This is a genomic window from Bacillus sp. AC266, from assembly GCF_979253805.1.
The window spans coordinates 344,724-358,190 of the sequence record NZ_CEEDEC010000004.1; the positions used below are offsets into that span (position 1 = coordinate 344,724).

The following is a 13,467-nucleotide window of genomic DNA, read 5'->3' on the forward strand; positions in this document are numbered from 1 at the left end:
AACATATAATCTTACATTTTTTTATTTTAGTCATATCTATGTTCTTTTGTTATTTGAAAACATATATAATCTTACAAAATAATCTTAAATATGACAACACATTCCATCAATTTTACAAAATTCCTATTATATCATTTTTTTTATATAATTAAATATATAATTTTAAAATAATTCAAAAAAACTGGTAACAACACTTACCAGCTTTAAGAATTACTATTTTACACATTATTTTCTAATAATATCCATATTGTTCTTGTTCTTCTTTTTTATCATTTAAAACGACGCCAAGTAGTTTTCCAGATGCTTTATCTAATATTTGTTTCGCCTTTATCAGTTTATCTTTTTCTGTTTTTTCACTACGAGCTACTAATACAACTCCATCGCATTTGTTTGCAAGTATTTGCGCGTCTGTAACCGCCAGCACAGGAGGCGTATCGATTAGAATGACGTCGAACATCTTATATGCCTCTAAAAGCATTTCGTCCATTTTACGGTATCCTAGTAGTTCTGCAGGGTTTGGCGGAATTGGGCCTGCTGGCATGACATATACATTATCTATATCTGTTTTTTGAATACATTGCATAAACGAAGCCTGTCCTGATAATAAATTTGTTAATCCATTTGAATTATGAATCGCAAATAAGTTTTGAATTGTCGGCTTACGTAAGTCAGCCCCAATCAACAATACTTTCTTTCCTTGTTGACCAAAAACAACTGCTAGATTAGAAATAGTCGTTGTTTTCCCGTCTCCTGGATCTGCTGAAGTGACAATAATAGAACGAATATGGTTATCTACAGATGTAAATTCAATGTTCGTACGAATGTTACGGTATTGTTCTGTAATACGTGATTTAGGCTCTTTATGTGTAATTAATTGTCGTAATGGTTTTCTTTTCTTTCTTCCGAACATGTTCTAGTCTCCTTTTTCAAAATGCGACCTTTTCCCTTTTTCTCTTTTATGCTCGATATGCTACGCCTATTTTTCATTAACTTCTACCGTTAAATTTCCCCATTACTTTCCTCTACAGTTCATCATAACGAATCATAATAACCTTTGTCCTATCTCATAACCTCTATAATGTGACAACGACATCTCTATTTTTGTCGCACTATCATTTATCTTAATTTCAAGATATTTACATCGCTATTATATACAAACTTCCATTCATTTACAATTAATTTTCTGATTATTTTGTATTTTTATATTTAGAACAAAAAATATAGGTAATTAAAAAAATCCTTCTGTAATATGCAGAAGGATTTTTAAATTACTCTCTATTCTTTTTTATCACCAATTGCAAATGTAATTTCAGCTTCGCATGCAACTTCACCATCCACTGTTGCGATTGCTTTTCCTTTTCCGATTGGTCCACGTACGCGTGTCATTTCTACTTCTAAACGAAGTTGATCACCTGGGCGTACTTGTTTTTTGAAGCGGCAGTTGTCGATGCCTGCGAAGAAAGCAAGTCTCCCGCGGTTTTCTTCTTTCTTTAATACAGCAACTGCCCCAACTTGTGCTAATGCTTCTACAATAAGTACACCAGGCATAACTGCATAATCTGGGAAGTGTCCATTAAAGAACTCCTCGTTTGCAGATACATTTTTAATTCCAACCGCTCTTTTCCCCTCATCCACTTCTAATATTTTATCAACAAGTAAAAATGGATAACGGTGTGGAATGATTTCTTTAATTTGTTCTATATTTAGCATGTAACAATCGCCCCTTTTGTAATATTGGTCTTACCACTTGGACATATTGTTATTATCCCATTTTGTTTATTATTTGTCATTATAAAGTAACACTTTACTCTCTATTATAAAAAAATGCACACACTCTATTCCATTAAAATAGTTGCACTTCCCAGCAACTGACACGGAGGTAGAAAAGAGTGTATGCCCAAATTAGGGAAAGGCAATATGTATTTGAACATTTTTTGCCTTAATGTCGTATTCCGAATCATTATATTACATACGTTTTCAAATAAGAAAACATTAAATTTAACTGTATATACGGATATATCACCTTATTTCTTTATTTTCCTCTATTATTCTTCCGTTTTCGTAAAAAATTAGAATTAAAAAAATAAAAAAAAAAGAACTAAGGTTTTCCCTTAGCTCTTTCTCACTTTATTTCAATGCACGACGTGGTAATTTATCAATATTCTCTAACATAATACCTGTACCAATAGCAACACATTGCATTGGGTTTTCAGCGATTAATACTGGTACCTTTAATTCTTCTGCTAGAAGCATGTCGATACCGTGTAATAAAGCTCCACCGCCTGTTAGAATAACACCGCGGTCGATAATGTCCGCAGATAGTTCTGGTGGTGTGCGCTCTAGTACGCCTTTTGCAGCTTGTACAATGATAGCTGCGTCTTCTTTTAGTGCTTCTGTAATCTCTTCAGAGCATACTGTAATTGTACGTGGTAAACCTGTTACCATGTCACGTCCGCGAATTTCAAGCTCTTCACTACGTGCACCTGGGAATACTGTACCAACTTTAATTTTAATATTTTCTGAAGTACGTTCTCCAATTAATAGCTTATACTTACGTTTAACGTAGTTTAAGATTTCCATATCAAACTTATCGCCAGCCATTTTGATAGAGGAAGAGGTAACAATATCACCCATAGAAAGTACGGCAATATCTGTTGTACCTCCACCAATATCAACAACCATGTTTCCGCTTGGCTGGAAGATTTCCATACCAGCACCAACTGCGGCTACTTTTGGTTCTTCTTCTAAAAATACTGTTTTACCACCTGAACGTTCAGCAGCCTCACGAATTGCTTTTTGTTCTACAGATGTGATATTTGTTGGACAGCAAATTAAAATGCGAGGTTTTGAAAAGAAGCTCTTCACGTCCAATTTGTTAATGAAATACTTTAACATTGCTTCTGTAATTTCGAAATCTGCGATTACACCATCTTTAAGCGGACGAATTGCTACAATATTACCAGGTGTACGTCCCACCATACTTCTTGCTTCTTCACCTACTGCTAATACTTTTCCACTATTACGATCAATTGCCACAACAGATGGCTCATTTAATACAATACCCTTACCTTTAACATGAATTAATACGTTAGCCGTGCCTAGGTCAATTCCGATATCTCGCGCAAACATTCCCGTCATTTCCTCCTCGATATTCAAAATCAGGTTACACCCGAATTCTTTTACACCTAATTTCTGATTTTATCATAAATTTAACAGAAACGTAATATTCGCAAAAAGAATTCTTCTGAAAAATATTACCGAATTCACAAGGAATGTTTGCTATTTTAGATTTATTGGCGCACAGGGTTTTCTGTATCTTCTTTTCGGTACTTTTGCTTTGTTGCTTCTCCACCTCTTAAATGACGAATAGACTTATGATAATCAAGAATTTCTTTCACTTCATTTGCGAGCTCTGGATTAATTTCTGGCAAACGTTCTGTTAAATCTTTATGGACTGTACTCTTTGATACCCCAAATTCCTTTGCGATTACACGCACTGTCTTTCTTGTCTCCACGATATACTTGCCAATCTTGATAGTTCTCTCTTTGATGTAATCGTGCACACCACTCGCCTCCCTAAATTGGATGTGAGAAGTGTGAAATGAGACTCGCTGCATACGACTATGAAGTAAATGTGAGTGCTGTTTGTAAGCGTTAAACATTCTTGGATTTATAATGAAATGATTCACGATTTCTCACCTCAAACACTCTCTTTGCATTGGTTTATACCATTGTATTGCCCGCACTAATGATATATGCTACATGTTCACTATTTTTGCGGACTAAGTTAAGAAAAATTACGTTTTTTTGTGAGAAATACGTTAACGATGACAATTATGGCGAAAAAAAGTGACACCTCTTTATAAAAGGTGTCACTCTTCTCTTTCATATTCTTCTTCTAACAACTGATGGTGGGGGACTTCTTTCTTACCGGCAATATAATAATATAAAGCGAATAAAACAAACAATAAAATGATAGCAATCGACAGAACAGATAAAAATGACACAGTATCCCCTCCCTTTTGTAATATATATTCGAGAATCTCGTCATTTTTCCTTGTTATTGCAACTTTTTTCTCGAAATTGATTATTTTTATATAAAAATAAAAAAATCAGCTCTCCTAATGAGAACTGATTTTTTCACTTTATTATTCTGGTGAAGAAGAACCGTTAGATGGTTCTGTAGAACCATTCGTTGATTTTTCTTCTTTTTGAGATTTCTCATCTTGTTTACCGTTCGTCTCTTTATCACTAGTCGAACCGCTTGTCGATTTCTCTTCTTTTTGAGATTTCTCATCTTGTTTGCCGTTCGTCTCTTTATCACTAGTCGAGCCGCTTGTTGATTTCTCTTCTTTTTGAGACTTATCTTCTGGTTTCGTGCTTGTTGACTTTTCTTCTTTTTGAGATTTGTCATCAGCTTTTTTACCAGAAGCATTTGTCGCCTTTGCAGCACCTGCATCAGCTTTAATTTCTGCTACTGATTTATTTAAATAACGCTCAGGGTTCACAGCCACATTGTCTTTACGTACTTCAAAGTGAACGTAAGAACCTGCATCTTTATTCATTGCATTTAGACCTGATTTTCCTAACACTTCACCTTGCGCGACTCTTGCACCTTTTTCTACTTTCACACTGCCTAAGCTTTGATAAGATGCTGCTACACCATTTCCACTATCTACTGTTACAACATAACCAAGAAGTGAATCTTTTTCAGCTTTCGTTACTGTACCACTTAAAGCAGCTGTAACATCAAATTCTTTTCCGTTTTTCGCAGCAATGTCAATTCCTTTATTCGGGGAATATGTGTTGTTATAAAAGACAAGTGCTTTTTCTTGTTCCGCCTCTGATGCTGCATCTTCATAGAATTTCTTCTGTACTACTACTTCTGCATTTGCTGCAGTTGGCATTTTCACTACTTCTGAAGATTTTGTTACTGGTACTGCCGGATCTTCCGTTTGTGTATACGGTGTTGCTTGATCTTGGTTCGGAGCTTTCTTTGGATTAGCTCCCTGGAACCATAGCGCAACCATTAAGATTACCGCTGCACAAGCAATGTATAGTGCCGGAAACACCCATCTTTTTTGAAATAAATGTACTACTTTTTGCGACTTTTTACTATTTCTTCCTCGCATTCCATCATCACCTCAGCAATCATTTTGAACAATATTCACTCATCCTATACAACCTATAACTAATTACTTTTCGACAAAATCTGTAAAAATATGTATAAGAATTACAAAATTTCCGAGGAAATGATAGAAAAAGGAAAAAACTGAGCGTTTCAGCTCAGTTTTTAGTCTAATTGTTTTTTCTTGTACACGATTAAACATGCAGCAAGCGAAATAACAAACCAAATCCCAACATTTAGCATATGTCCACTAATACTACTAAACCCAGCTCCATCTACTAAGCTGTTAATCGCTTTCGCCATATGGGATGTTGGAAGGTACTCAATCATCGTCTTAATTACTTTATTTTCGACCATTGGCTCAAATTGTACAGCTAAATACATCGTCATTAATATCGGCATTCCAATTAGTGATGTTTGTGGTACAGACTCAGCTAATAACCCAATCACTGTTCCAATTACGATAAATAAAATCGTTCCACATAACATAATCAATCCTAGCAATAAAAGGTTGCCACTTAATTGATCCAGAATGAATAAGTTCACAATACAAATAATCAACGTCAAACATGCTGTTAATATACTTTTTCCAAGAAGAACTTCAACAGAAGATGCTGGAGATAACATTAATACACGCAATGTATGCTTTTCTTTCTCTTCTGCGATTACCATAGATTGAACAAATCCAGCAACAAAGAGGAAGCTCGTTAAAGTAATAATACTAACACCCGCACTCCCTTGCCCAAATCTGCTAAATATAAATGCAAATATAATTGGTAAAGATGCCATTAACAACACTTGTGAATTTGTCTTAAAATCTTGTACTTCTTTTCTAAAAATAGCTGATACACGTCTCATTGAAAATGTCATTATAGTCCCCTCCCAGTAACTTCAATAAAGATATCGCCTAACGTTGGCTCATGTGAATGAATAGATAGTAATTCGCCTTTTTTCATCCATTCTGAAATGCGTTTTGCCCCTAATTCATCTTTTTTCACAATTTCTTTCTTCTTATCGGTTAACACAACTTGTATTTGATCTTTCGCGTATTTTAATCGCAAGTTTTCTGGTGTATCGAGTGCTACAATTTCTCCGCCGCATAGAAAGGCGATGCGGTTACAAAGTGTTTCTGCTTCGTCCATATTGTGAGTCGTTAAGAAAATCGTCGTTCCCTCTTTATTTAAGTCTTTTAAGATTTTATGAATGTTTTGTACGTTTACTGGATCAAGTGCGGATGTTGGTTCATCTAAGAAGAGGATATCTGGTTTATGAAGAATTGCTCTCGCTAATGTGACGCGCTGCTTCATTCCTTTTGATAATTTTTTCACTTGTGTTTTTTTATCATCCAATAAGTTCACTTGTGCTAGCACTTCATCGATTCGTTCTTTTTTACAATCGTATAAGTCACAAAATAGTAGTAAGTTATCATAGATGCTAAGTCTTTCGTATAGGCCGCTGTTGTCTGTTAAAATACCAATTCGCTTGTAATCGATACTACTTGGACCTGTAATGTCTTTACCTAACACTCTTACAGTTCCAACGCTATGAAGCAATTGAGAAGTTAATATTTTTACTGTTGTCGTTTTCCCAGATCCACTCGGTCCAAGGAATCCAAAGATTTCTCCTTGCTTCACCTCAATATTTACATTTCGAAGGGCCGTTTTTCCATCGAAACTTTTCATTACATCTTTCATTTCAATTGCAAATGTCATTTCGTCATCCCCTTTGTTTTTCTTTTTATAGATGAAAGTCGCTTTAGCGCTTTTCGTTTGTTTGTTTCGTTTTTCTTGACTCAATCATATGAAAAACAAAGGGTAGGCGCAGTAAAATACCGGTAAAGGGAGTATTTTTACCGGTGAATGAATCGTATTTTGAGCTTATTGGAGCATTTTTATAGCCCAATTACACCTTTTAACTCATCCATTCGTCCTTTTGAAAGCGGGATTGAACTTTTTCTTTCGTCATCCAAAATTAAACTAAAGCTATTACGTGTCCACGTAATGACTTCTCGTACTCTTTGTAAATTAACGAGGTACGAGCGATGACATCTAAAGAATCCGAATCCTGTTAATCTCGTTTCTAGTTCACTTAATGTTAATGCGCATACGAAGTCACCTTCGCGCACATGAATATGTGTCACTCCATTTTGTGTTTCAATGAAATGGATCTCCATCGGATCCAGTAAAATGATTTTATCGTTCACTTTCGCTGGAATTCTTTCAAGTTTCATTTGCGGAATCATTTGAATGACCTTTTCTTCGTCAACTTCTTTCACTTCTTCTTGCTCAATTTCTACCTTTTTCACACCATTGTTATTTAATATGTATACATCTTCTGTTAGCGAGAGCGCATCTGATAAAAAAGATGACGTAATAAAAATCGCCTTTCCTTGCTCTTTCATTTTCATAATCGCTTTTCGAATAATGATCGTACTCTCTGTATCGACATTTTGCTCTGGCTCTTCTAAAATAACTAAATCCGGATTATGAATCATAACTCGCCCAAGATGAAGACGGCGTTTCTCTGAAAATGACAATTTTTCTATTTTAACGTTCAACTTATCTAGGAGACCGACATATTGTACTGCTTCTTCCATACTCATGTTAGATTCATAAAGCCCTAATATAAACTTAAAGTACTCCCTCACCTTCAAACGATCGTATGCTTCATCTTTCAAAAAACAAAAGCCGATGCGGGAATAATTCTTCTTTCCAATCGCTGTGCCTTCAAATAGTACATTGCCAGTTGAAGCTTCTTCTTCACCGATAATGATGCGGTGCAACACTTTAGCTGTATGGTTATTACACTGCAAAACAACACATTGTCCCTTCTCAACCTCTAGCTCAATTGCCGGTAACTGGTTCGTCTTCCCTAACTGTTTCAACTCCAATAACGCCATTCTGTCTCCCCCAAATATTTTTCTCTAATTATACCAAACATTTAATGGAAAATTATGATATTTTAAACAAAAAAGAAGTAGGTATCAGGAAACCCCTGACACCTACTTCTTCACCATCAATTTTCCTTCATAATCATTCATCGTCTTTATTTCAATGCCTTTATAGTAATGAGCGACTATCTCTGTATATTTCTTGCCTTCCGCTGCCATACCATTCGCACCGTACTGGCTCATACCGACGCCGTGACCGAATCCTTTCGTTGTAACGGTGATGTTATCCCCTTCTTGTTTCCACGTAAAGTCTGAGGAGCGTAAATCTAACTTTTCACGAACTTGTTTTCCTGTTAATGTTTTCCCTTGGAACTCTACATCCTTTACTCGCTTTCCTTCCGTAAGGTCTTTAATATTACCAACCTTTCCGTTTGCTAGTACTTTCACACCGAGACGTTTTTGAAAATCAGCTACTGTGAATTTTTGCTCACTCGTAAATTTTGGAGAAGCTTGATCCCACGGACTATCTACACTTTTCAAGTACGGATAATCATTTCCCCAATAATCAGCTGCATTTTCTGTTCGTCCGTTACTCGTTGAGAAGAAGGATGCTGAAATTGGTTTTCCATCATACGTTAAAACTTGTCCTGCGGTTTGCGAAACGGCTTCCTCAATTTTCTTTAAATTATTTTCGTAGTTATTACCCCATTGTTTCTTCAATTCCTCTTTGCTTTTGTACACTTGATCTTTCACTGTATCTATCACATCCGCATTGTTTTTCTTACCACCGCTTAGCATACGCTGCACTACAAATGTTCTTGCTGCTAATGCCTGCGCCTTTAGCGCCTCTATTTCAAAGCTGGCATTCATCTCAGAAGCTACTACACCGGCCACATACTCCTCCATAGGTAATGTTTCTACCTTCTTCTGCTGATCACGATATACAGCAACTTGAACGGCTGTATCCACTTTCCCTGGAGCTGGTATACTTTCTATCGCTGGAGGAGTTTTAGAAGCTGCTTCTTCCCCTACTTTTGCTTTCGCAAACGGAATAACAAGAGCAGCAGGTACAATGATAACGAGCGCTATTAAGAGCGCTACTGTAATGAAAAGTGGCTTTGAAAATTTCATCCTATTCCCCCAATATAAAGTTGGATTCCTTTCATTCTTATGGAAATACGGGATCTTTTAGAACATACTTGGGGGTATCGATATAAAGTGAAACTATAATCAGTGGGGTTTTACTGACCGCAAATAGTGGAATAAAACAAAAATTTTCTAAATATTTTCACTGAGACGTGCATAAGTATGGAATTTATTGACTATAACAGTAATAACCCAAAAAAAATAGCCCCTATGTCAAAAGACATAGAGACTACTTCAATTAAGCGTGAAGATCAGAAACTTCTTGTTCTTTCACTTCTTCTACTTTTTCATTTACACGTTCAATAGTTGCACCTAATGCAGCTAATTTCTTATGGAAGTCTACATAACCGCGGTCAAGATGTTTTAACTCTGTTACACGAGTATAACCTTCTGATACTAAACCAGCTAAGATTAATGCTGCTGCAGCACGTAAATCAGTTGCACCAACTTCAGCTCCTTGCAAGCTACTTGGACCGTTCATAATTACAGAACGACCTTCGATTTTAATATCAGCATTCATACGACGGAATTCTTCAACGTGCATAAAGCGGTTTTCGAATACCGTTTCTGTAATCATACTTGTTCCATCAGCATGTAGTAATAATGCCATCATTTGTGATTGCATGTCTGTTGGGAAACCTGGATGAGGCATAGTTTTAATATCAACCGCTTTTAACTTATCTGGGCCGATAACACGTACACCTTCATTTTCCTCAATAATTTTAACACCCATTTCTTCCATTTTCGCTGTAATTGAGCGTAAATGTTCAGGCACAGCATTTTCAATTAAGATGTCTCCACCTGTAATTGCCGCTGCAACCATGAATGTTCCTGCTTCAATACGATCAGGAATAATAGGGTGGTTTGCACCATATAATTTTTCAACGCCTTCAATACGAATCGTTCCAGTTCCAGCTCCGCGTACTTTCGCTCCCATTGCATTTAAGAAGTTAGCTAAGTCAACGATTTCTGGCTCTTTCGCTGCGTTTTCAAGGACTGTTGTCCCTTTTGCTAATGTAGCTGCAGACATAATGTTTTCTGTCGCGCCTACGCTTGGGAAGTCTAAATAAATTTTAGCTCCTTTTAGTTCGCCCTCTACGTGTGCCTCAACAAATCCGTTACCAACTTTTACTTTCGCTCCCATTGCTTCGAAGCCTTTTAAATGTTGGTCAATTGGACGTGAACCAATTGCACATCCACCAGGAAGTGCAATACGAGCACGACCGTTACGTGCTAATAATGGTCCCATTACTTGAACAGATGCACGCATCTTACGTACATACTCAAATGGTGCCTCAATGTTTAATTCTTTAGAAGAATCGATTGTTACTTGGTTATTTTCAAATACGACTTCAGCATTTAAATGACGTAATACCTCGTTAATTGTGTATACATCAGATAATACTGGTACTTCAGATAGTACATTCTTTCCGTCACTCGCTAATAGGGCTGCAGCGATTATAGGTAATACAGCATTTTTTGCGCCCTCAACACGCACTGTGCCGCTTAACCGCTTTCCGCCACGGACGATGATCTTTTCCAAATTATTCCCCTCCGTGTCCTTTTTTCAGTATCTATTCACTCAATACTCAGAAGTTATGATCGGTGTGCCAACCACAATTGTATCTTTGTTGTTTGTAGAACGTATTGCTATTTGCACATTTATTTTCTCTCTATTTGTTGAAAGAGCGTCATTCCACTTTTTATTATATGCGGAGACTGATACAAATGCTCTTTCTTCTATCTGTTCGATCGCTCTTGCTGAAAGATCTTTCAAAACCTGATTGGTTTTATTTTGCAAAACACCTTCAATCTTATCATTCAGTACACCTTGAACACAAGTGTAAATTATAGGTTTTTCACTAAAAATTTTATCCATGTTCTGAACGTACTTCGGGTCCCATTTCGCCCCGCTCACTTCAAAAATAATAAAAGTGTTTTCTTTAGTATTTTCCTTACTCCAAGTTACTACTATTCGTTCTTCATGTGAAGAAGATTTTTTATAGGATGTAGCCTTATATCCATCTGGAGATTGTTCTAATTCCCAATTTTCGATGTTTGCCTCTTCCTTCACATCGTTTAACAATTTTTGAAACGTATGTATATTAGAAATTGTTTTCGTTTCTCGCGCTAACCATGACCACCGCTCTACTTTTGCATCGTTCTTCTCTAAAGCTGCAATCATGCTCTCCATTTTCTGTTCGTCGCTTATAGGTTTCATCTCTTTATATCCAACCAAAAATAAAACAACACTTACGATAACGATAAGAATGGCTTTAAACTTCAATTTCATCCCCTCCTATCCCCATTGTTAACGGAGATATGAGGTTCTATACACTTACTTTACTAAATACGTTAAACTCTTTGAATAGCCTAAATAATCAAGGAAAAAGTTACTTACAGATGTCCCAATTGCAATTGTAATTAGGATAAGTAATACTCTCGTCTGCATCACTTTTCCAGACTTCATTAAGCGCTCAATGTGAATACCTTGTAAGGCCCACCACGTAATGGTAATAAACAATAAATGCGAAACAATGGCAATCAGTGCTTGTTGCCCTAAAAGATGTGCCAAAAAATCGACCCCTTTTTTTGCTTGGCTACTACTTACGCAAAATGTAAAAAACGATACCATAAATAAGTAGGAGCCACACTTTTTCAAACGCAAATAAGCATCTTACATCGTAATTTTCTCTCGGAAAACATATACCTATAGACGTTTTCATTTGCTGTTACTCCAAAATAAAAAGCGTAGAGTACGGACTCTACACCTTTTATTTCCACTATTGTACCACGTTCCCCAAGAAGAAGAAATCCTTCATTAATGGAAAATGTTCATAAAAGAAATTGTAACCAATCATCGGCATAATCCCTAGTATTACAATTGAAATTGCGCAAAGACTCATGACAATCTTTATATTTAACGGTAATCGGAGCTTTTCTTCTGTCTCTCCCTTGCGGAAAAACATTTGCTGTAATATTCGGAAATAATATATGAATGAAATAACCGTCGTCCCCATCATAATAGAAGCTAATACGTAATGAGCAGGTTCAACATGAAGTGCCCCTAAAAAAATGTTAATTTTTCCGATGAAACCTGCTGTCCCCGGTATTCCAGCTAACGATAAAATAAAGACCGTCATCACTATAGCTGTAAAGGGGGATCGCTTATATAACCCTGTAAAAATCGTCATGTTTTCCTTATCGTTTTGTAAGATTAATCCGTGGATGATTGCAAATGCTCCTATATTCATAAGCATATATGCAAGCATATAAAACCACATACTATCCATCGTAAACTGCGATAGCGCTACAAGAGGGACTAGCAAATACCCAGCATGCGCGATACCTGAATAGGCAAATAGACGTTTTACGTTGTATTGCTTTAATGCTACTACGTTCCCAACAATCATCGTAATACTAGCTAGTACCGCAATGTATATACTCATACGCCCGTACAAAGATTGTGCGTCTCCTTGGATTGCCACACCTGCAAACACCATAAGAAACAAACGCGTAATGAGTAGAAAACCAGCAATTTTAGAAATCGTTCCGAGAAAAGCAGTGACAGGTGTAGCCGCTCCCTCATACACATCTGGTGCCCACATATGAAATGGCACTGTTGCAATTTTGAATGAGAGTCCAACGAGCAAAAGTAGAAATGCGAGGGCTAACAATAACTGAATGCCCCCGGCCAATCCTTGCGTAAATGCCTTTTGCATTTCCACTATGTTGGTCGACCCTGTAATACCGTATAAATAGCTCATTCCAAAGAGTGTAATTGCTGTTCCAATTCCTCCGTTAATGACATATTTCATTGCAGCCTCATTCGATGCGCGGTTTCTTTTTCTGATTCCTACTAAAATATAGGAAGAAAGCGAAAGCAACTCTAAACCAACGAACAATGTGATGAAATCAACGCTAGAAGCCATGAACATCGCTCCAAGAAGCGCCATTAAAAACAAATAATAATATTCTCCTTTATCTTGAATAGGCTCCTTCTTGTCATCGCTTATTGCCATACATAAAACGAGAGCTGCTCCGCCTAATAACAACGTTTTAAATCCTTTTGAAAATCCATCTAGTACAAACGATCCATTTAAAATGTCTCCTGCCGGTTCGCTATATAGCGTCATTAATGACACTATCGCTAACAAGGCAGCGGCAATTGCACCAATCGCAACGTACCTATGGTTCAGCTTAAAAAACAAATCACATATGGAAAGAAGGATGGCTGCCCCGAGAATAATGAATTCTGGTACCATGAGATGCCATGATAAGCTAAGTAACGTGTTCATATCCA

Annotated in this window: 14 protein-coding genes; all 14 read right to left on the minus strand. The window is 36.7% G+C overall.

The features are described from left to right. Positions 1-232: 232 nt before the first annotated feature. On the minus strand, positions 233-910 hold the full coding sequence (locus AC0IXC_RS18770) for a CpsD/CapB family tyrosine-protein kinase (protein ID WP_471653143.1): 678 nt from the start codon (positions 908-910) through the stop codon (positions 233-235). Positions 911-1,275: 365 nt separating this feature from the next. Then, positions 1,276-1,710 (minus strand): 3-hydroxyacyl-ACP dehydratase FabZ, encoded by a 435-nt coding sequence (gene fabZ / locus AC0IXC_RS18775; RefSeq protein ID WP_000931959.1) that lies wholly within the window; start codon positions 1,708-1,710, stop codon positions 1,276-1,278. A 417-nt stretch (positions 1,711-2,127) separates the two neighbouring features. Then, on the minus strand, positions 2,128-3,129 hold the full coding sequence (gene mreB / locus AC0IXC_RS18780; RefSeq protein WP_002130035.1) for a rod shape-determining protein: 1,002 nt from the start codon (positions 3,127-3,129) through the stop codon (positions 2,128-2,130). 161 nt (positions 3,130-3,290) lie between these two features. Beyond that, positions 3,291-3,563, minus strand: a complete 273-nt coding sequence (gene spoIIID, locus AC0IXC_RS18785) for a sporulation transcriptional regulator SpoIIID (RefSeq protein WP_002089714.1) — start codon at positions 3,561-3,563, stop codon at positions 3,291-3,293. A gap of 309 nt (positions 3,564-3,872) precedes the next feature. Next, on the minus strand, positions 3,873-4,007 hold the full coding sequence (locus tag AC0IXC_RS18790) for a hypothetical protein (RefSeq protein WP_002016211.1): 135 nt from the start codon (positions 4,005-4,007) through the stop codon (positions 3,873-3,875). Positions 4,008-4,148: 141 nt separating this feature from the next. Next, the gene (locus AC0IXC_RS18795) at positions 4,149-5,132 is read right to left on the minus strand and encodes a peptidoglycan DD-metalloendopeptidase family protein (protein ID WP_471653144.1); all 984 of its coding nucleotides are present in this window, start codon (positions 5,130-5,132) and stop codon (positions 4,149-4,151) included. Between the two features lie 161 nt (positions 5,133-5,293). Continuing rightward, a complete protein-coding gene (locus AC0IXC_RS18800; protein ID WP_085312848.1) occupies positions 5,294-5,998 on the minus strand; it encodes an ABC transporter permease in 705 nt (234 codons plus the stop codon). Further along, complete coding sequence (locus tag AC0IXC_RS18805; RefSeq protein ID WP_471653145.1) at positions 5,998-6,840, minus strand: ABC transporter ATP-binding protein; 843 nt, start codon at positions 6,838-6,840, stop codon at positions 5,998-6,000. Before AC0IXC_RS18805 ends, AC0IXC_RS18800 begins: the two co-directional genes overlap by 1 nt. Before the next feature lie 179 nt (positions 6,841-7,019). Next, the gene (locus tag AC0IXC_RS18810; protein WP_061673795.1) at positions 7,020-8,027 is read right to left on the minus strand and encodes a LytTR family transcriptional regulator DNA-binding domain-containing protein; all 1,008 of its coding nucleotides are present in this window, start codon (positions 8,025-8,027) and stop codon (positions 7,020-7,022) included. Between the two features lie 102 nt (positions 8,028-8,129). Next, positions 8,130-9,149, minus strand: coding sequence for a stage II sporulation protein D (gene spoIID / locus AC0IXC_RS18815; protein WP_002130041.1), 1,020 nt, complete (start codon positions 9,147-9,149; stop codon positions 8,130-8,132). 253 nt (positions 9,150-9,402) lie between these two features. After that, positions 9,403-10,707 (minus strand): UDP-N-acetylglucosamine 1-carboxyvinyltransferase, encoded by a 1,305-nt coding sequence (gene murA / locus AC0IXC_RS18820; RefSeq protein ID WP_002068497.1) that lies wholly within the window; start codon positions 10,705-10,707, stop codon positions 9,403-9,405. Positions 10,708-10,746: 39 nt separating this feature from the next. Next, positions 10,747-11,451 (minus strand): YwmB family TATA-box binding protein, encoded by a 705-nt coding sequence (locus AC0IXC_RS18825; RefSeq protein ID WP_471653146.1) that lies wholly within the window; start codon positions 11,449-11,451, stop codon positions 10,747-10,749. 51 nt (positions 11,452-11,502) lie between these two features. Continuing rightward, complete coding sequence (locus tag AC0IXC_RS18830) at positions 11,503-11,739, minus strand: DUF1146 family protein (RefSeq protein WP_002016201.1); 237 nt, start codon at positions 11,737-11,739, stop codon at positions 11,503-11,505. Positions 11,740-11,947: 208 nt separating this feature from the next. After that, positions 11,948-13,462: an NADH-quinone oxidoreductase subunit NuoN gene (nuoN, locus tag AC0IXC_RS18835; protein ID WP_002143854.1), complete on the minus strand. Its 1,515-nt coding sequence runs from the start codon at positions 13,460-13,462 to the stop codon at positions 11,948-11,950. Positions 13,463-13,467: the final 5 nt, after the last annotated feature.